The 19,475-nt window shown below is 52.5% G+C and carries 19 protein-coding genes and 1 pseudogene; 14 read left to right on the top strand and 6 right to left on the bottom strand.

Going from position 1 to position 19,475, the window contains the following annotated elements:
- Positions 1–4 precede the first annotated feature (4 nt).
- The 3 genes from EBAPG3_RS15435 (at position 5) to EBAPG3_RS10145 (ending at position 2,032) form a co-directional block, all read left to right on the top strand.
- Positions 5–280 carry an LbetaH domain-containing protein gene (locus EBAPG3_RS15435; RefSeq protein ID WP_227869196.1) on the top strand — a complete coding sequence of 92 codons (276 nt, stop codon included), beginning with the start codon at positions 5–7 and terminating at the stop codon, positions 278–280.
- Positions 281–318: 38 nt separating this feature from the next.
- Positions 319–837: a DUF3293 domain-containing protein gene (locus tag EBAPG3_RS10150; RefSeq protein WP_151898928.1), complete on the top strand. Its 519-nt coding sequence runs from the start codon at positions 319–321 to the stop codon at positions 835–837.
- Between the two features lie 253 nt (positions 838–1,090).
- The gene (locus EBAPG3_RS10145; protein ID WP_004177585.1) at positions 1,091–2,032 is read left to right on the top strand and encodes a D-hexose-6-phosphate mutarotase; all 942 of its coding nucleotides are present in this window, start codon (positions 1,091–1,093) and stop codon (positions 2,030–2,032) included.
- Here EBAPG3_RS10145 and EBAPG3_RS10140 read toward each other — a convergent pair.
- Together EBAPG3_RS10140 and hrpA are read right to left on the bottom strand one after the other, a co-directional pair.
- A complete protein-coding gene (locus EBAPG3_RS10140) occupies positions 2,029–2,937 on the bottom strand; it encodes a hypothetical protein (protein ID WP_040852150.1) in 909 nt (302 codons plus the stop codon). The two genes, EBAPG3_RS10145 and EBAPG3_RS10140, sit on opposite strands and share 4 nt — an antisense overlap.
- A 225-nt stretch (positions 2,938–3,162) precedes the next feature.
- Positions 3,163–7,035 (bottom strand): ATP-dependent RNA helicase HrpA, encoded by a 3,873-nt coding sequence (gene hrpA, locus EBAPG3_RS10135; RefSeq protein ID WP_004177580.1) that lies wholly within the window; start codon positions 7,033–7,035, stop codon positions 3,163–3,165.
- A 218-nt stretch (positions 7,036–7,253) separates the two neighbouring features.
- Between hrpA and EBAPG3_RS15565 the strand changes: the two genes are divergently transcribed.
- On the top strand, positions 7,254–7,388 hold the full coding sequence (locus EBAPG3_RS15565) for a hypothetical protein (RefSeq protein WP_004177577.1): 135 nt from the start codon (positions 7,254–7,256) through the stop codon (positions 7,386–7,388).
- A 272-nt stretch (positions 7,389–7,660) separates the two neighbouring features.
- On the opposite strand, the gene EBAPG3_RS10125 is transcribed toward EBAPG3_RS15565, so the two are convergent.
- A complete protein-coding gene (locus EBAPG3_RS10125) occupies positions 7,661–8,809 on the bottom strand; it encodes a TIGR03118 family protein (protein WP_004177575.1) in 1,149 nt (382 codons plus the stop codon).
- Positions 8,810–9,242: 433 nt separating this feature from the next.
- On the opposite strand from EBAPG3_RS10125, the gene msrB reads away from it, so the two are divergent.
- Both msrB and msrA read left to right on the top strand, forming a co-directional pair.
- Positions 9,243–9,767 carry a peptide-methionine (R)-S-oxide reductase MsrB gene (msrB, locus tag EBAPG3_RS10115; RefSeq protein ID WP_004177570.1) on the top strand — a complete coding sequence of 175 codons (525 nt, stop codon included), beginning with the start codon at positions 9,243–9,245 and terminating at the stop codon, positions 9,765–9,767.
- Between the two features lie 2 nt (positions 9,768–9,769).
- Positions 9,770–10,480: a peptide-methionine (S)-S-oxide reductase MsrA gene (gene msrA / locus EBAPG3_RS10110; RefSeq protein ID WP_004177569.1), complete on the top strand. Its 711-nt coding sequence runs from the start codon at positions 9,770–9,772 to the stop codon at positions 10,478–10,480.
- A 43-nt stretch (positions 10,481–10,523) separates the two neighbouring features.
- Here msrA and EBAPG3_RS10105 read toward each other — a convergent pair whose 3' ends face one another.
- The gene (locus tag EBAPG3_RS10105) at positions 10,524–11,273 is read right to left on the bottom strand and encodes a hypothetical protein (protein WP_085922017.1); all 750 of its coding nucleotides are present in this window, start codon (positions 11,271–11,273) and stop codon (positions 10,524–10,526) included.
- 166 nt (positions 11,274–11,439) lie between these two features.
- On the opposite strand from EBAPG3_RS10105, the gene tmk reads away from it, so the two are divergent.
- The 4 genes and pseudogenes from tmk to EBAPG3_RS10090 form a co-directional block, all read left to right on the top strand.
- Entirely contained in the window at positions 11,440–12,063 is a 624-nt protein-coding gene (gene tmk, locus EBAPG3_RS10100) for a dTMP kinase (protein WP_004177566.1), read from the top strand.
- On the top strand, positions 12,063–13,181 hold the full coding sequence (holB, locus tag EBAPG3_RS10095; protein ID WP_004177560.1) for a DNA polymerase III subunit delta': 1,119 nt from the start codon (positions 12,063–12,065) through the stop codon (positions 13,179–13,181). The genes tmk and holB overlap by 1 nt, the downstream gene beginning before the upstream one ends.
- Before the next feature lie 159 nt (positions 13,182–13,340).
- On the top strand, positions 13,341–13,529 hold the full coding sequence (locus EBAPG3_RS15680; protein ID WP_004177559.1) for an IS5 family transposase: 189 nt from the start codon (positions 13,341–13,343) through the stop codon (positions 13,527–13,529).
- A pseudogene (locus EBAPG3_RS10090) lies at positions 13,523–13,941 on the top strand (IS5/IS1182 family transposase); the annotation flags it as partial. The gene EBAPG3_RS15680 and the pseudogene EBAPG3_RS10090, both read left to right, overlap by 7 nt.
- 135 nt (positions 13,942–14,076) lie before the next feature.
- Here the strand turns inward: EBAPG3_RS10090 and EBAPG3_RS10085 are convergent.
- A complete protein-coding gene (locus EBAPG3_RS10085) occupies positions 14,077–15,225 on the bottom strand; it encodes an IS4 family transposase (RefSeq protein WP_004177414.1) in 1,149 nt (382 codons plus the stop codon).
- Between the two features lie 168 nt (positions 15,226–15,393).
- The gene (locus EBAPG3_RS10080) at positions 15,394–16,317 is read right to left on the bottom strand and encodes a PEP-CTERM sorting domain-containing protein (RefSeq protein ID WP_004178067.1); all 924 of its coding nucleotides are present in this window, start codon (positions 16,315–16,317) and stop codon (positions 15,394–15,396) included.
- Positions 16,318–16,856: 539 nt separating this feature from the next.
- Here EBAPG3_RS10080 and EBAPG3_RS10075 point away from each other — a divergent pair.
- The 4 genes from EBAPG3_RS10075 (at position 16,857) to wrbA (ending at position 19,459) form a co-directional block, all read left to right on the top strand.
- Positions 16,857–17,621 carry a TatD family hydrolase gene (locus EBAPG3_RS10075; RefSeq protein ID WP_004178071.1) on the top strand — a complete coding sequence of 255 codons (765 nt, stop codon included), beginning with the start codon at positions 16,857–16,859 and terminating at the stop codon, positions 17,619–17,621.
- Positions 17,622–17,629: 8 nt separating this feature from the next.
- On the top strand, positions 17,630–18,277 hold the full coding sequence (locus tag EBAPG3_RS10070) for an ankyrin repeat domain-containing protein (protein WP_004178073.1): 648 nt from the start codon (positions 17,630–17,632) through the stop codon (positions 18,275–18,277).
- A 131-nt stretch (positions 18,278–18,408) separates the two neighbouring features.
- A complete protein-coding gene (locus tag EBAPG3_RS10065) occupies positions 18,409–18,798 on the top strand; it encodes a VOC family protein (RefSeq protein WP_040852386.1) in 390 nt (129 codons plus the stop codon).
- A 58-nt stretch (positions 18,799–18,856) separates the two neighbouring features.
- Positions 18,857–19,459: an NAD(P)H:quinone oxidoreductase gene (gene wrbA / locus EBAPG3_RS10060; RefSeq protein ID WP_040852388.1), complete on the top strand. Its 603-nt coding sequence runs from the start codon at positions 18,857–18,859 to the stop codon at positions 19,457–19,459.
- Positions 19,460–19,475 lie beyond the last annotated feature (16 nt).

The following is a 19,475-nucleotide window of genomic DNA, read 5'->3' as shown; positions in this document are numbered from 1 at the left end:
GCAAGTGACCATAGGCAACAATGTATTTTTGGGACCGAATGTTGAGATCTACACCGCCACGCACCCATTGGCGGCGGAAGAACGCAATAAAGGTCTGGAAGCGGCCAAGCCCATCCTCATCGAGGACAGTGCCTGGATTTGCGGTGGCGTAATTATCAATCCCGGCGTCACGATAGGAAAGGGAACAACTATCGGGGCTGGCGGCGTGGTTACCCGGGATATTCCGCCAGATGTTTTTGCTGCAGGAAATCCTTGTAACGTTATACGAAATCTTGCCTGATATAGCGTAAATGGCGTGAAATATCACTGCCGGAAATAATGGAATGGGCGTCCTTCCGCATTGGCTATGAGTCCGGCCTGACAATTGTTAAACATGACTGGAGTGCGTTTTTGATACAAGCGGAAATTTCTCCAGCTCTGATAGCTGCCTACCGCGCGACCAAGTACCGGGCAGCACTGAAGGCAGAATCCGGTTCCGGAACGGTCATACTGCGCATCGACGAGTATTCCGAGCCACTATCGCGGCTTTTCACTGCATCCAAACTTAAATGTGCGGCTTTTATTACCGCCTGCAACCCATATAGCGTGCCGCAAAGCCATGAGAAAAATTTGATGGCTTGCGCGCGTCTTCGCAATAAATTAGATCGTAAAGCCCGCCCGGGATGGATATTTGAGGGAGAGAGCCACGATCCATCCGGCGCATGGCCGGCGGAGAAAAGTTTTCTTGTGCTCGGCCTGGATCTGGAGACGTCACGGGCGCTGGGCAAGGAATTCGGACAAAACGCTATCGTATGGGCTGGTGCGGATGCTATTCCCAGGCTGATTCTGTTGCGATAATCCTGAATCCGGCAGCTGGACGGAATGGAGTATGTAATTTTTGGATGCAGGGCAGGGCGCAACAACATGCAAGATGAAGAGCAGGTTTCGAAAATGCGGGGTCGTTGCGTTACGGGCACGCATCGTGGCTTCCGAAGCTTTTCCCGGCAACCCGCATGGTGTTATGATGCCAGCTTCCCAGCAGGGCTGCCAGCTCGGGCATCCCATCCGTACCCGTAGTGAATAAATCAAACAGAACCCAAGAACCCATCTTATGAATATCGAACAACTGAATGCCGATCATGGAATTGGTGATCAACTTAAATTCGTCGAAGGTACGGGCGGATTTCCCTTTATCAAAATCGATAACGACAAAGCCAGCGCCGTTATCTCGGTCTATGCAGGACAGGTTCTCTCTTTCCAGCCTGCCAATGACTCGAACAATCTTCTGTTTCTCAGTGAAACTGCATACTATCAGCCGGGCAAGGCCATCAAGGGCGGGGTCCCGATTTGCTGGCCATGGTTTGGACCCGATCCGGACGGCCTTGGCCGCCCTGCCCATGGTTTTGTGCGCAATCGCTTCTGGAATGTGATGCGAACCGGGATTGCTGCGGATGGCGATACTACCGTTACACTGGGATTGGCCGACACGCCTGAAACAAGAGCGATCTGGCGGCATTCGTTCAACCTTTCGCTGGAAATTACGGTCGGAGAATCGCTCAATCTAGAATTAATCACGCGCAACACCGATACGCGGCCGTTCTTTATAACACAGGCATTTCACACCTACTTCAAGGTCGGGCATATCAATCAAGTGGCTGTTCTCGGACTGGATGGACTTGAATACGTGGATAAAGCCGATAACGCCACTTACAAACTACAGACCGGTGCGGTATCCATCGGTGCGGAAGTCGATCGTATCTACCGGAACGTACAAGGCGAACTGGTGATCGACGATGTCGCGCTGGACCGCAGGATCCGGATCACGTCTGGAGGTAGCAATACCGCAGTGGTGTGGAACCCATGGGCAAAAATATCGGCGGAAATGGGGGACTTGAAGGACGACGATTACGAGCGTCTCCTGTGTGTCGAAACGGCCAACGCCGACCTGGACATTGTGGAAATTGCTCCAGCCAGCGAATATCATCTGACGGCAAACTATCGTGTAGAGCGCGATGTAATGGATGAACTGCAGGTACTTAAGTCTCCCACCTAGAACTTCTGTCCAGTGAGAGCGAGAACGCCTTTGAGGGTCGTAATGCCCGTCAGAACTTCCTCAGGAAAACGGGTCTGATCCTCGTCTGGATCCATATATCTGAATACCTGCGCCTCGACATATTCACCCTTGATATCAGAGAGAAAAACAAGGGGTTCAGGAATGATTTGAACAGGCAAGGAGATCGTCAAACCCTGTTCAAGTCCTCGAACACCGGCCGGGTAATCGGTAAAGGTGAAGGAAATGAGTCTCTTCAGAATCTGAACCTCGAACCCATCGGATGTCAGGCGATAAGGAACACGAAAGCTTGCCTTGCCCATATCGAAACATAATAACCCATCATAGGCATTGGGCATCGTATCCTTGCTCTTGCATTCAGGCCGGAATTTACAAGCTTCGTCGAATTCTTCCACATCGGGAAGCGTGTCATGCGTATTGGTATGTTCCGGAATCGTCCGGCTCCACTTCTTGTCCCAGGCATCCTGACGGAAGGTCCAGCGCCGTTGCCTCAGATAGGTCAGCTCGTATTCCCGCAAGAGCTGATAAACAACCAGTGAATATCGCCCGCATACCGGTGCCTCGAAATTGAAGGTTTTTGTCGTAGTGATGCTATGATTCCAGTTGACTTCGTATCCAAAGACATCTTTGATCTGGGCCTTTAATTTCAATATATCGTCCAAACCCAGCGAGGTTCCGATAGATCGTTCGACGGTTTGGCTGGCCTTTTCCGCGATTCCCTCGGTCTTGGCGACCTGGCATGTCCCCTGCTCACCGCATCGTGCCGTTGTACTGCTATCGATATCGATCCATCTCTCGAAAATCATGCAGTCTACCCTGGCTCGACCAGATTCAAGCGCAACGGACAACTCGCCAATTTTCTTTCGCCCACTGAAATAAACCGCCATTGTTTCCTCCTTCCCGGCATCCCGGCTCGTTATGCGGCAGCGCTGTAAATCTTACCTGAGTCGTCGGCTTTAATCGATATTTCAATCGATACGTGAACCTCCATTGCAGCATGGATCATATTAACCAAAACACAAGGGCAGGGCGCCTGCCGGAAACTCGTTTATTGGAAATACCCTGGATAGACCGGAAGCGTATCGGATACCGGCGGGATATCGGCGTGCTTTTCAGGCTCGTATTTCTTCCCATAATTTCTGCAGCCGCTTGACGGAAACAGGGTAGGGCGTCTTCAATTCCTGTGCAAACAGCGAGACCTGCAGTTCTTCGATCTGCCAGCGAAATTCGGTGAGATTAGGGTCGTTGATTCCGGCCTTGCGATGCCGCTCCAAACGTTGCTCATATTGATTCCATAACGCGGCGATAACAGGGCCGTGGCGGCCCTCACGCTCCGGATTGGCGGAGTATTTATCGAGGCGCAGAACCATGCTTTTCAAATAACGTGGCAGATGCTTCAATCGGTCCCATGGCGTGGTACGTAAAAATCCCCCATAAACCAGCCTATCCAGTTGCACGCGCAATTGTCCCGTGAAGTCACCTTTCAATTTCGGGGAGCTCCTGCCAGCCATGGACAATTTCATCAGCAACGGCTGGCACTCATTGGCGACGGTTTGCACGATGCGCGCAACGGCCTCGGTCACAGCGGGTAGGCGCACCCTTGCTCGCTGCCGCTGCGCGATGAAATCTTTTTCGCAACGCGGCGGCATATCGTCGGCAATGAAAGCACGGTCCACGATAGCGTTCAGCATGTCTTCCTTGAGCGTGCCGGGATTGATGAGGGTTTGCAATTGCAAGGCCGCCTGGTTCAGTCCCGGCAGATTCCTTTCCAATTGCTTCAGTTGTTCCTTGAGCTCAAACCGCAGCAGCTGCCGCACCCCGCCGCGCATGCTTGCTTGAGCCGCCTCGCGCGTATCGAATAAATGGATGGCCACTTTTCCCTCACGCTCCGCCAGCGCCGGGTAGCCGGTAAGTTTTTTACCTGCGCGCGTAAAAGCGATCTCTTCGGGCAAATCGCCGAAATCCCAGCATTTCACATCGTCGCGTTCGATAGGAGGGCGCTCTCCCGAATCCACCCTTGAGAATGTCAATTGCGCCGCCTGGCCGAGCTTCGCCTTGAGTTGCGGGAGATCGCGGCTTATCGCCAACTCCTGCCCCGCATCGTCGACGATTTTGTAATTCATCAGCAAATGAGGCGGCGGTTTTTCGTCCCGCCACGCATCTTGCGGAACGGCAACCCTGGTTTTGGCCTGAACAAATCGGGATAACGCATCGGTCAGGGGTATGGGCAGGAGCGGGGATGGAAGTGATGCGGTAATGCTTGACTCCTCATTTTCCAGAAACCTGGTTACAAACTCCGGCATCGGTACCACGTGGCGGCGTATCTGCTTGGGAAGCGCCTTCAAATACCAGGTAATCTTCTCGCGGATCAATCCGGGAACCAGCCTGTCGAACCGCGCCGTATCCAGCTTATTGAGCAGCGGCAACGGCACGGTCACGGTAACGCCGTCCAGTATGTGTCCCGGATCGAACCGATAGGCTAGCGGCAGCGCCACCCCATCCGGCAGATCGATCCCATCCACAACTATGCTGTCAGGATACTGCTCCCTGGTGATGCTATTCGCCGCATGGCGCATCAGGTATTCCCGGGTAAGATAAAGCAGGCGCGGGTTGTCCCGCTCCGCCTGCCTGCGCCATTTCTCGAATTCCGCGCCATTGCAGATGCCATCCGGGACAATGGCGTCGTAAAAGGAGAAAATTTCCTCTTCGTCCACCAGTACATCCTGGCGCCGAGCCTTGTGTTCCAGCGCTTCCACGGTGGCGATCAGCTTGCGGTTATGCTCGAAGAACGGTGCCTGGGTGACGTATTCGCCCGCCGCCAGCGCCGAACGGATAAAAATTTCACGTGCTTCTTTCGGATTGATCGTCCCGTAATAAACCCGCCGCTTCGGCACCACCGTGAGGCCGTACAAGGTCACCCGTTCATAGGCCGCTACCTGCGCCGGCTGTTTTTCCCAATGCGGATCGAAGGTGTGCTTCCTGCATAACCTGCCCGCGATTCTTTCCACCCAGAGCGGGTCGATTTTTGCCACGTAGCGGCCGTAGAGCTTCGTGGTTTCGGTCAGCTCCGCGGCTACCACCCATTTTGGCTTGGTTTTCTTCAGCACTGAGCCGGGGAAAATGGAAAACTTGATCCCGCGCGCACCTAGATACTCGCCATCCTCCTCGGTCTTGAAACCGATATTGCCGAGCAGCCCCGCCAGAAGCGCGCGGTGAATTTCATCGTAACCGGCGGGAATCTGATTGGGCCTGAATCCTGTTTCCATTACCAGCGCTTGCAATTGGCCGTGAATTTCACGCCATTCGCGCATCCTGCGATGGGACAAAAAATTCTCCTGGCATTGCGCCATCAGCTTGCGGCCGGATTTTTTATGCTTCAATAACTCGTCATAGAAATCCCACAGCTTCAGGTAGCCCAGAAAATCGGAGCGCTCATCCTGAAAGCGTTGATGTGCCCGATCCGCCGCTTCCTGCCGCTCAAATGGCCGATCACGCGGTTCTTGTACGCTCAAGGCGGAAGCGATAATGAGCACTTCACTCAGGCAGTTCTCTTCCTTGGCGGCCAATATCATGCGTGCTATTTTGGGATCAATCGGAAATTTCGCCAGCCGCCAGCCTATGCTGGTTAGCGTCTTACCGCTGTCCACCGTGTCGTCCACCGCGCCAAGCTCCGCCAGCAGTTGGTAACCGTCCGCGATCATGCGCGGAAGAGGGGGTTCCAAGAACGGGAAATTCTCCACTTCACCGATTTTTAGAGACTTCATGCGCAAAATCACGGCCGCCAGCGACGAGCGCAAAATTTCCGGGTCGGTAAATTCCGGACGAGCCAGATAATCTTCTTCCGTATAAAGACGGATACATATCCCGCTCATCACCCGTCCGCAACGCCCCGCTCGCTGGTTGGCGGAAGCGCGCGAGATCTTTTCCACCTGCAACTGTTCCACTTTGTTGCGGAAACTGTACCGATTAAGACGCGCCAATCCCGTGTCGATCACATAGCGAATGCCGGGTACCGTAAGCGAGGTCTCCGCCACATTGGTAGCCAGCACGATACGTCTCACGTTGGAGCCACAGGGCTTGAACACGCGCTCCTGCTCAACGTATGACAGACGCGCGAATAGCGGCAGAATGTCGGCGCCCGCGCCTGCACCGTGACCGAGCCTGTTGAACGCATGCTTGCGCAATGCCTCGGCGGTCTCCCGTATTTCGCGCTCGCCAGGGAGAAAGATCAGAACATCACCCGCGCCCGAACGACTGGTTTCGTCCACCGCATCAAGAATGGCCTGCTCAAGATCGCCTTCATCTTCCTTGTCTTCATCCCTGGTTTTATTTTGATCCGGTCCGACGGCGTGATAACGCACTTCCACTGGATACATTCGGCCTGACACCTCGATAACCGGCGCATCATTAAAATGGGCCGAAAAACGCTGCGCGTTGATGGTGGCGGAAGTGACAATCAGCTTCAGCTCCGGACGCCTGGGCAGCAATTGCTTGAGATAACCGAGCAGAAAATCGATATTCAGACTGCGCTCATGCGCCTCATCGATAATGATGGTGTCGTAGGCGAGCAGGGAAGGGTCGCCCTGAGTTTCCGCCAGCAGAATGCCGTCGGTCATGAGCTTGATATAAGTGCCCGAGCTTATCTTGTCGGAAAAACGCACCTTGTAACCCACCGCATGGCCCAGTGGACTCTTGAGCTCGGAAGCAATCCGCACCGCTACCGTATGCGCCGCGATGCGCCGAGGCTGCGTATGCCCGATCATCCCCGCCACCCCGCGCCCGAGTTCGAGACAGATTTTTGGCAACTGCGTCGTCTTGCCTGAACCTGTCTCGCCGCACACGATCACCACCTGGTTCCCCCGAATCGCACGCATGAGCTCGTCACGCCGCGCCACCACAGGGAGATCTCCCGGATAAACCGGCTTTGGCAGATTGGCCAGGCGCCATGCGATATCCGGGACGGGAATGGCGGAAGGTCTTCTCATGATGCTTCTATTTCGACGGATATCCGGGAGGTTGGGTGCCGCTGAGCGTAATCATCGCCGTGCTTGTCTGCCCAGGCGCGTGCCCTCATTGGTCAGTGCAGAGGAAGATGATAGCTACTTTTTTCGTGGTATTTTTTCGATTCAGGGCTATAGTTAGATTGCTTACGCTTAAAAGGGTCTTTGCAGCCATGATCAGGAACCCTCGCACAAAACGAATCTTGTCCGTCTCACTGCTTATTCTGGGTGGCGTGCTGATGTTTCTGGCACCCGAAAACATCTGGATCGGCATACTTCTTTTTGCCCTCGGTATTGGGGTGGAAATAGTGGGTCTGGTGCTCGGACATCGTAAATAACCCAAAACGCGACAATACTTCTGTCGATACCTAATGGACTGAAACCGTGTGCGCGGTCAGTCCTAAGAATCATCCTCCGTTTATGCTCCGTTAGATATAAAAAAAACCCGAAGCCGTATGAACGGCTTCGGGTTTATAGTTTCCACTTACAAAGGAGAGGAACTACTCATCCAACGATTTATATGATAAGCCTTTAAAAAATAAAGTCAAGTGCAATGCGCAGCCTCGATTTTCCTTTCTGCTCGGGGTGCCGCATTATACCATATGATTATTTATGCAGGATTTTCCGTTTCTATCCACAAGGCGCGGCGTCTGATCAGCAGCCCCAGGGTTACCAGTCCGGCAAGCATCATCGCATAGGCCGATGGTTCCGGCACCGGAGTCAGGACACCTAATACCCCGTGGGCCTCATCGTTGGGTCCCGCGGTAAAATACAACAGGTTGCTGCTTCCCGCCAATACGCCGTTTCCAGGTGATATTGCCCATAAACCATCGATTACAACCGGTAGATTATTGGCGCCCAGTACTTGACCCAGATAGGAATTATTTGATGAATCATAAATATTGATGTGGCCATCGCCGAAATTACCCACCAGCAAGTCACCTGCCATGGCGCCAAAAGAAGAAGGCGCAACCGCCAGCCCCCACGGTGCATTCAGGGTGCCATTTGATGCGACCCGCCCCTCAAAGACTCCATTCAAGTTGAATTTGTCGACAAAACCCAATCCGAGTCCGGCAACCTCATCCTCCTTGGCAGTATCCTGCTGAGCATAAGCGACGTAAAGTGATCCGTTAAGATTCTGGACATTGAAAGGAGCGTATCCATCCGGAATCCCCGGATCGATAAACGTTCCGGTCAAATTTGGCGCCGCGGCGTTACCTTTATAGACATCTATTGCGCCGGTTTTGAAGTTGGCGGCATAGAGATAGTCGTTTCCTGAAACGCTGCCAATCGCTACACCCTTATAGCTATTTGCCGCCGAAGGCGGAACGATGGTTTCGGCGGGTACCAGACCGGTAGTACCCAATGCGGGACGCCAACCGGTAACACTGCCGGTTTCACTCACGAACAGGAATCGATTACCGTTAAACGATGTGCCACTGTTGAAGACTTGCCCGGTTACACCGTTACCGGCCGCAACAGTCAGCGCCTGCTGGATGGTTGTCTGGTCTGCCGGATTAACCCTGTACAGGGGGGATGTGCCCGTATGATTCGATGAAACCCAAAATGGACCTGTCGGGGCAAACGATAACCCCCATGCATTCTTGAGTCCGGGATCGGTGATTTGGCCGGGATTGGCGGCGGGATCATCGGTTACGAGATTGGTCGGCGTAAAGGGAACAGCCCAAACCGGGACGGATAGGAGTGCGAAAACTATGCCTGCGGTAAATGAAGGTAGACGGGATCGGGTATGTCGCATGATGTTTCTCCTGAAATAATTTACAAGAATTTCAATGCCACGTGCAGGTTCTCCCTTCCCGGTGGTAGTCGGATTCTTTATCCTCTTTCCTGACGCGAGCCAGGAAACTTTATGGCCCGCAGTTCGCAGCGATAATACTTTGCAAATTACGGAGCATCTTCTTTTGGATAAATATTCCTATTTTCTCTATAGCATAATAAATATCATTAATTAGTGCTTTTTTTATCAAGATTTTGTGAAATAGGAAGAAAGCTCAAAAAAAATCCAGGACGGATAATTTTGTTTGTTGTCGACGTTAAAAAAAGGGTATTCTGAAATCGTATTCAAGCTTTGCGGCGGAGGGAGTTTCCCAAGAAGCATACCGCTTCGTCAACAGTCAAAGTCTCTGATAATAATCGGAAGGCCATAAGGGAGTCGTGTGTGAGGAGGACTCATGAATAGACGCGCCGTACTTCAAAGTTTCGCCACGCTGGCCGCGCTGCCCTTAATTTCGGCATGCTCCCGCAGCAAAACAGCGGCGGACATTTCCAGCACCATCACCATTAAACCCTTGAACAAGCCGCATGAAGAATGGCGCGGACTGGTTTCTCCCGCAGCCTATCAGGTCCTGTTTGAAGAAGATACCGAGCCGCCGGGGAGCAGCGCACTGAATAAGGAGGATCGCAAAGGCACTTACCTCTGCGCCGCGTGCTACCTGCCACTGTTCGATAGCGCAAACAAATACGAAAGCGGCACGGGATGGCCCAGTTTCACGCAGCCCATTACAGGGCATATTGGCACGGCGCGCGATTTCAAGATGATTTTGCCGCGCACTGAATACCACTGTGCGCGTTGCGGTGGCCATCAGGGTCATGTGTTCAAGGATGGGCCGCTTCCTCGCGGCGAGCGCTGGTGCAATAACGGGGTCGCCCTTAAATTTGTATTAAGGGGCGCGCAACTACCCGCACTCAGGAGCTGATCATGGGCGATCAGATTCCCCACGTTTGCCATCATCCCGCTCTTTTTCAATCCATCCGCTCCAGGTGCGGCGGCATGCTGCTGCCGCTGGCGATATTGATCGCCGTGTTGGCAGCATGCGGGCAACCGGATACGCGTACGAATATAAGCGGTAAGCTTGCAGGCACTGATCTTCCCGCCGGATCGCCGGCCGGTATCGCCACTTTTGCCGGGGGGTGTTTCTGGTGTACGGAAGCGGATTTCGACAAAGTGCCGGGTGTGATATCCACTACATCGGGCTATATTGGCGGCAAAACCATTAATCCGACCTATAAACAGGTATCACGAGGTAAAACCGGGCATATCGAAGCAGTGCAGGTGCGTTTTGATCCGGCAAAAACCAGTTTCTCCAAGCTATTAACGGCATTCTGGCCGACCATCGATCCACTTACGCCCAACCGCCAATTCTGCGATGACGGTTCCCAGTATCGCAGTGCGATTTTCTATCACGATGCCGATCAGCAGCGGCAAGCTGAAGCATCCAGGGCAGCGCTCGCAGCTTCCGGCCGTTTTAAACAACCCATCGTAACCGAAGTATTACCCGCTACAACGTTTTATCCGGCGGAAGAGTACCATCAGGACTACTATATCAAGAACCCCATCCGCTATTCATACTACCGCAGCAACTGTGGCCGCGACGCGAGGCTGGCTGAAGTTTGGGGCATTACCCGGTAACATAATTGATCCAGCGGGCAGCTGGCTTCCGGATGATAGTGATTTAACGGACGGGGCTTAGAACCGGTTCTGAAGCAGGGGGTGGAGCCGTAGTTTGTCCTGAATTCAAATTTTTACCCGCATCGCGTCTCGCCCTGAGTTCTTTTGTGTCCAGGTTCATGACTTTCGGATCGCTAACGTGAAAATCTTCGATCGGAGGTTCCTGGATCTTGATCTCGCTGGCCTTCATATCGCCACTCTTGGAATCCCAGGCCCTTGCATCTTTAGCCTTCGGGGTCTGGACCTTCGTCTCCGTGACGGTTTTCGGCACGGTGCCTGAATCACCGGCTGGGTCGTACCGGGTCTTCAGATTGCTGCTAATGGCAGTGTAGCTACGGTATTCATTTTGCATCTGCGATTGTAGCTGTGCATACTGATGGCCGGTAGATATGCGCGCACTTTCCAGATGGCGTAATTTTTCTTCAAGCAGGCGCTTATTATGCGAGCTGCTTTTTGCTTCAACAGTCTTGGCAGCCAGGGAGACATCCTGAATTTTCAGGTTCAATTGCTTGACTAATTCAGCCATATTATTGGCGGCAGCGCTATAACGCCGATAGTACAGCTCCATCTTCTCGAAATCTGTCATGGATTCCTCGGCAGAGCGGGATGACCCGGATGCCCCCTTCGCCGCTGCGCGTGATTCGGTTTGCCCGGCATAAGCAGTGGATACTCCGATACTGGATATAAATAACGCCAGCACCAGCACCCTTAAACCAATGTGCCGGACCCGTAAGCTTCTAAGATTGTAAGTCATGGTTAGATCCTGAATATCCTTGTGTTTCTGTGAAAACGCGTTGTAAGCCCATGGCAACGGCAATGGTCGCCACTTTTCAATTATAATCTGGTGTCATTTCCCCGCATTGGATTTACAGCGGGAACCGATTACCGCTTTCGAGTATAAGCTAAACTGCGTTACAAATATGACTCCCGGAAAATTCATTACGCTTGAAGGCATAGACGGCGCGGGCAAAAGCACCCACCTTCGCTGGCTTGAAAAGGAGCTACGGAGCAGGGGGAAAACCATAATCGTGACACGCGAACCGGGGGGTACCCCTCTGGGTGAGGCGTTACGCGAACTCTTGCTCGACGATAATGGGACTATGCACGCAGAAACGGAGGCGCTGCTGATGTTCGCGGCGCGGCGGGAGCACTTGGACAAGGTTATACTGCCGGCGCTGGCTCGGGGCGACTGGGTGATTTCTGACCGTTTCACCGATGCGAGCTTTGCATACCAGGGAGGGGGTAGAGGCCTGGCAATGCAGAAGCTCGACAGTCTGGAACAATGGGTGCAGGGAGAATTTCAACCTGACCTCACACTTTATTTCGATGTGATGGTCGAAGTAGGCAGGCAGCGGATAAATGCCATCAAGCCGCCTGACCGGTTCGAAAAAGAACAGGATGCATTTTTTCGGCAAGTACGAGACGCTTACTTGGAAAGGGCACATAAATTTCCCCGGCGCATCGTCGTGATCGATGCAAACCAGCCTCTCGAAGAAGTTAAGGAATCACTTGATAAAATCATTTCATCTATTTGTATTTGTTAATGAATAATATCTATTCTTGGCAAAATGAGACGTGGCGGATATTGACGCAAGACAGCGCATCCTTGGGTCATGCTTTATTGCTGAGGGGCAGGCAAGGTATAGGCAAGCTTGCATTCGCTCGCCAGCTCGCTAAATTCTGGCTATGCGAGAAGCCTTCGATTGAAGGGTATGCGTGCGGGAATTGCCAAAGCTGCATGTGGTTCGAACAGGGAAGTCATCCGGATTTTCGCCTGATTGAACCGGAAGCGATGACGGCGATGGCGGGATCGTCCGATGGCGGTTCAAGTGAAGATGGCACGGATATGGAAACTGGCGCTGAAATGGAATTCCTCCCGGATTCCACCGGAGAATCCGGCAGTACGAAATCCAGGAAGAAACCCAGCAAGCAAATCAGTGTTGCGCAAGTTCGCTCTGTTGCCGATTTTATTAATATATCCAGCCACCAGAATGGCTACAAAATCATCCTTTTTCATCCTGCGGAAACGATGAATCCAGCTGCTGCCAACGCCTTGCTGAAGAATCTGGAAGAGCCGCCGCCGCTGACATTGTTCATCCTGGTGACGCACCATGCTCAGCATTTGCTGCCGACCTTGCGCAGCCGCTGCCGCCAGATTCCCATGCCAGCGCCTGACGCCGTTACCGCAGCTGCCTGGCTTGCGCAGCAGGGAGTCAAGGACCCGGCGACGTGCCTTGCTTCCTCGGGCTATGCACCACTGGCCGCGCTGCAATACACCAACGACGATTATCTTGCACGGCATGAGGCATTCATCAGGCAAATCAGCGTGCCGGGCAACTTTAACCCCGTCGTGCTGGCTGAGGAAATGCAAAAACTGGATTTGTCCACACTGGTCAATTGGCTGCAGAAATGGTGCTATGACTTAATGAGTTTTTGCACCACGGGAAAAGTTCGCTACCATCTGAATATGATCACCACCATCAAATCACTGGCATCGGGGATCGATACGCGCGCACTGGCGGCTTATTTGCGCACCTTGAATGCAAGACAACGCTTGGCGCATCATCCGCTTAACTCCAGATTATTTCTGGAGGAAATGCTGTTTTCCTACGTAATATCGATTGCTCCCGCATCTTCCGCCCGAAGCAGGCGTGGTGACTGAGGGATGTATTCAACCATCCGGCACTGCCGGATTAAAGAATCGGGTCTGAACAATGCATAATAAGCTGATTATGCTAGATTAATTGGTGAATTGTAGCAGCTGGATCTGGCAGTTTCCGGTAAAATTAGTGTAATTTCTTGCAAATTTAGCGAGGGATACATGGGACCAAAGCCGAATACGCTATCGAGTAATGACCTATTCCGCCAACGTCTGAACGAACTGGTCAACCCAAGCCATCCTTTGGCGCAACTCGCGCAGCACATTGACTTGTCAGAGTTTGAGCACGAATGGGCCGGTTTTTTTCCATCGCATCGGGGTCGTCCCGCGACGGCCCCCGCCTGGTGGTGAAGGTTTCCGTGGACGACATACAGGGAAGGATTGGTGGTCGGCATGCGTAGCTTGCGGGGCAATCCCTACGACGGGCATACCTTGCACGTGGAAATCCTGGCACAGCGCCAGCCGAAGGAAGTGTTGGTGGATCTGGGCTATCGCGGTGCAACCCTCAGCCGGGGTCAAACTCTACCACCGCAAGCTTAAGCGCGGCATCACCGCACGGCTGAAGCGGGACATTCGGCGGCGTAGCGCCATCGAACCTATGAGCGGGCACATGAAAAACGATGGCCGCCTGCGCGGAAACTGGTTGAAAGGTACAACAGGCGACGTCTTTCATGCCTTGCTCTGCGGTTGCGGACATAACCTGCGGATGATTCTGAGGAAGCTGCGGCTTCTTCTCGCCCAAACTTTTGTGCGGCTGTATTGACAACCTGCAGATGATAATAAAACCAATCTCCCTTTATGCCCGCCTATGCCTGAAAATCGAATTGTTCAGGGAGGACTGAAGACGATTTATACCTTGAGAAAGGGGTCAAGCCCACTGCTGTCCCACAATTTGTCATTACCATAAAGCTCCCTGGATGGGTTGATGATCACCCGGCGGCGGTTCAGTCTTGATCAGCCTAATCAGGTCCCGTTTTGCAAACAGGTTAAGTGCGAGCAGCCTCAGGATTTGTTGCTGAGATATTGCCACTTGATGACTGAATTTGATGAATGCCAACAGCAAATAGACGCACATGGCAATCCAGATTTGGGTCATCACGGCATTTTTGCTGGTGCCCAAAAACGATTTGATCTTGAGATTTTGCTTGATCCATTTAAAAAACAACTCCACTTGCCAGCGCTGCTTATAAATGGCAGCAATGGTTTGCGCGGACAGCTTGAAATGGTTGGTGATAAAGATGTATTCCCGTTGTGTTTGCGCATCCTGGTAGACCACTTGGCGCACGTTGGGCAGCTCCTTCTGGCACGAGCGGTACGAATTGAAGCGAATGACTGCATCACTGATGACGCTCGAATGAACAGGAACGGCACACCGTTCAATAACTTCATAAGTGGCGTTGCCCCGTTGTCGGGTGACGTAAAAGACCCCCTGCCCGGTCAGTAACTTGTACCAGGAATAATCATTGTAGCCGCGATCACATACCACAATACTGCCTTTGGGCAAGGCAAGCAGTTTGGCGCACTCGCTATCCGCCTTCCTGCTTTCCGTGAGGGTGGCAAATGCGGGCAGATTGCCTCTTAAATCCAGTCCAACCTGTAACTTCATGGCGCCTTTTCCCAACGCGTAATGCGACCAGGGAAAAAGCTTGAGCGATAGATCAATGAGAGAAGCATCCAGCGCATAAAGCGGATTCTTAAAGCGGAAGCCGTGCTTGGGTGCCCGCTTGAGGCAGCGCTCATACAGACGGTAAAACAGCGCTTCGTAACAACTAGCGGGTTGCTGGTTATTCAGGCGTGCCAGACTGGACCGGGAAATGGGCGCGCTGCCCAAGTGATAGCTGTGCTGGCGTTGTGCTTGCAGGTTGGTTTCAATATCACGCAAACTCTGCCGCCCGCTCAACTGTGCAAATACCATGGCAACAAACTGTGCCCAGCGGCTGGTCTTGCGCAACCTCTGGCCTTGGTGATGCAAAGAAGCGATCGCTTCAAATTCATGTCTGCCAACAATTTTAAGCAGTTGCAAGAAGACTGTATTACAATGCGCCATGGCTTGGATTCCTTTGTCTTTCAAAGAGTTGTCGAGAAACTCATTGTAAATCAACAAAGGATATTCAGGCCTTTTTTAGCGGTTTTGTGGGACAGCAGTGGGTCAAGCCAGGTATCCAAAAAAAAGCCTTTCCGTACGGAAAGGCTTTTTTATACAGATCAGATGCTTCTAACTATATCTGCGACGTATGGTATGTACCAGTCCGAGTAGACCTACCGCTAACAACGGTAGCATACCAGGCTCAGGAACTGTATTATCGCACGGAGGTTGACCTGGCCCGCCGCATTGGATTATTGTTCCGCTGCCCCCGCCAATTACAACCGCGCCCGGGAAAGTGTTACCGGTTGGATCGAAAATCGGGCCGGTTACCAGCGTGCTCAAACCACCGAAGTTGCCAGAGAACCAGGCATGCCAAGGTGTTGCGTTGCTCACATCGCTGTTCGTCAAACCGGGAAAGGCGGCATTGCCGGCAGGAGTAATAGTTAGTGAGCCGGAGTCGAAACCAGGACCACCGTTGTCACCTTGCACAATCAAGCCGGGCAATAGCGCTGAAAGCCATCCGTAACCGATACTGGAATTCGCCTCTTCCTGAGTAAAAAGTCCGCCCCCACCGGCGACAAAATTGTTAAGAACGGCAGAATTGCTGTTAACAATGCTGAGTTGGGCGTCAGTAATGCCGCCTGACACGTTACCGCTGACAGTCGGCATATAGATGATACCGGTATTATTAACGTTAGTGGCGCCAGTTCCATTGAAGAAATTGGTGATATCGGGAAGGCTCGTCAGCGCAGCAAAATTCCATGTTCCATCCAGACTCGATTTTGTGGTCGCCGAGTTAAACGCAGAAAGCGCGCCACCCAAATTACAACCGATACAGGTGACGGTAAGATCGCCGTTAGTAACGGCGGGCGCCAAGTTCTCAAAAGCTTTCTGCATAAACAACCAGCCGGTAAAGTTGGTGGTAGCATTAGCAGAGCCATGATCATCAGCGTCGGTCCCGGCAATAATTACGGGGCCCGCCGAAACTACATTTGATAAACCATACAATAATGCGGCAAGGAGTACGGGGATTACATTTTTTTTGTTTTTCATTAAATCACCTTTAAGTAATAAAAATTTTTGCTGCCGATTTTTTCGCGAAAGCTGGATTAAACCGGCGGCTGTTTCTTAAGCAATTTTCGTGCCGAGAGTAGAAGCTGAGTTCAATATTATTACAAACAATTGGTTACATATAATCTCAGGAAACGATATGACTTCTTTACATCGATTCTTAAGTGAAGTGTAAGAAAAATCGACACTCAATGCCTCTAAATGGGATGAAGTTTTTGGAGTGTGAGTTGCGTCGGATTTTCCTTTCATATGTACTAGATAATGGGATAATGACTTAATGTGTTAAGCGTCATGAAAGCAGCGCAAACGAGTCTATTCAATCGGAATGCGACACAATGGCTGGCGCGCCATCTGCTTAACCCCAGGTTATTTCTGGAGGAAATGCTGTTTCCTACATGATATCGATTGCCCCCAGCTCCCGGCCGAAGCAGGCGCATTGATTGAGGGATATATTGCCTAAGGGGAAATGCGTCAGCTACCTGGTACCATTGGATACTTGCGACATTTGCTTAGGGTGAACCATGTTTGTTGATTCCCACTGCCATCTCGATTTTCCGGATCTTGCCGGCAACCTCAACGAGTTGCTGGATGGAATGCGGGACAGTAACGTCAGCCACGCCCTTTGCGTGAGCGTTAATCTGGAAGATTTCCCCCGCGTGCTTGCGCTGGCAGAAGCCCATTCCAACCTGTTTGCCTCTGTCGGCGTCCATCCCGATTATGAAAACCTGGCCGAGCCACAGGCGGCGCAACTGGTGTCTCTGGCTGATCATCCCAAAGTCGTCTCCATCGGCGAAACCGGACTGGATTACTTTCGCCTGAAAGGTGATCTGGAGTGGCAGCGGGAACGCTTCCGTCAACATATCCGCGCGGCACGGCAATGTGGCAAGCCGCTCATCATACACACCCGCGAAGCCGCGGCGGATACACTGCGGATCATGGCGGAGGAGGGCGCGGATAGCGTCGGCGGGGTAATGCATTGCTTTACGGAAAGCTGGGAAGTGGCGCAACAAGCGATGGAAATGAATTTCTATATTTCTTTTTCGGGTATTGTTACTTTCAAGAATGCCCTCGCGCTCAAGGATGTTGCCAAAAGAATCAAATTGGAGAGAATGCTGATAGAAACCGATTCGCCTTATCTTGCGCCCGTACCTCATCGCGGAAAAATGAATCAACCCGCCTTTGTTCGGTACGTTGCGGAAGAGATAGCGGTGTTGCGCGGTATCAGCGTGGATGAGGTCGCCACCGCCACGACAGCTAATTTTTTTAAACTTTTCAAAGCCGCCTGAAAATGCACATGTCAAAAAAATCCTTTTCCCTGGCCTGCCTTCTGCTCGCTGCCAGTTTATGCCAGCCGCCCATTGCCGTGGCGGGGGTCTATGAAGATTTACGTTCGGCAGTGGAAAACGATCATACTGCGGACGTAGCTAAATTGCTGGCCCAGGGCGCTGATCCCAACACGCCGGATGAAAGAGGGAATACGTTGCTGATGGTTGCCATCCGGCATAAAAATGCCAAGCTGGTCGATCTTTTGATCGACGCCGGCGCAAGGCTCAATCTGCGCAACAAGTATGGTGAAACCGCCATCATGCTTGCCAGCTACAAAGGCCTTCACGATATCGTGGAGAAACTTTATGTCAAGGGCGCGGAGATCAAACATCCTGGATGGAATCCCTTGTTGTATGCCGCGACTGGCGGGCACCCGAAAATTGTCCAGTTATTATTGGATGGAGGCGTGCCGATTGACTCGACATCGGATAATGGAACGACGCCACTCATGATGGCAGCCAGAGGCAATCACTCCGACACCATCAAGATTCTGCTGAGAAATGGCGCAAATCCCAATATCAGCAATGAGTCGGGCGGAACCGCCCTGAAATGGGCGGTTGCCAGGCAGCATCATGACACCGCTGAATTGCTGAAAAACAGCGGAGCCAGGGAATAATGAATTATGCCTGGCTGATTTCATGGGAAGGGGGAGCAAGGCGGCCACCCATCCTGCATGAGCAAACAGGGAATGGTTCGTATTATGCAAAGGAATGACTAGCCTGTCTTAGACGACTATCGAGCATCCCCATGACTACGATTGGTTTCAACCACTTCAATCTGCGCGCCCCGCGTGATCTCATGGATGAGCTCAAAGCATTCTACTGTGGCATTGTGGGCCTTGACCAAGGCCAGCGGCCAGATCTCGGGACCCCTGGCTACTGGCTTTACGCCGGTAATCAATGCGTTCTTCACCTGAGCCAGGCACGGGCGGATGAAACGCGCCTCACGCATACCGCCACCACTTTCGATCACGTGGCGTTTACTTGCACCAACCGCGCGGAAATGGAGGCACGCCTGAAACGGCACAATATTAGCTATACGGCGGGCCAGGTACCCTCGATGGGGATTGCTCAACTGTTCTTTAAGGATCCGGCGGGAAACGGCGTGGAACTGAGCTTTGCGGAGAATCTCTCCTGATATCTCATTTCTCATATTATTCTCGGTGCATCAGTACATTTTAAAAATGAGGCATGGCATGACAAAAATTCTCGTTCTTTATTACAGCATGTATGGCCATGTCGAGACCATGGCGGGAGCGGTAGCCGAAGGCGCGCGCAGCGTCGAAGGGGCAGGGGTTATCATCAAGCGCGTCCCCGATCTGGTGCCGGAAGAGGTGGCGCGTAAAGCGGGCGCCAAGCTCGACCAGGCGGCGCCCATCGCAACGGTGGACGAATTGCCAACCTACGATGCCATCATCTTCGGCACGCCCACTCGTTTCGGCAATATGTGTGCGCAGATGCGCAATTTTCTCGACCAGACCGGCCGGTTGTGGTTGAGTGGCGGGCTGGCCGGCAAGGTCGCCAGTGTGTTCACCTCCACGGCCACGCAGCATGGCGGGCATGAAACCACGATTACTTCTTTCCATAGCACCTTGCTGCATCAGGGCATGATCATCGTGGGCGTTCCCTATACCTGCCAGGAATTGCTCAACATGGGCGAAATTACCGGTGGATCGCCCTACGGGGCGGGGACGCTGGCTGGCGGTGACGGCAGTCGCCAGCCTTCGGAAAATGAGCTGAAAATTGCCCGTTTTCAGGGAAGACATGTGGCCGAGATTGCGAAGAAACAATCTGCATAGCCGATCAAGCAACTGC

Source organism: Nitrosospira lacus (genome assembly GCF_000355765.4).
Taxonomy (GTDB): domain Bacteria; phylum Pseudomonadota; class Gammaproteobacteria; order Burkholderiales; family Nitrosomonadaceae; genus Nitrosospira; species Nitrosospira lacus.
The sequence above is the reverse complement of the archived record's forward strand: the minus strand, read 5'-3'. Positions and strand labels throughout refer to the sequence as shown.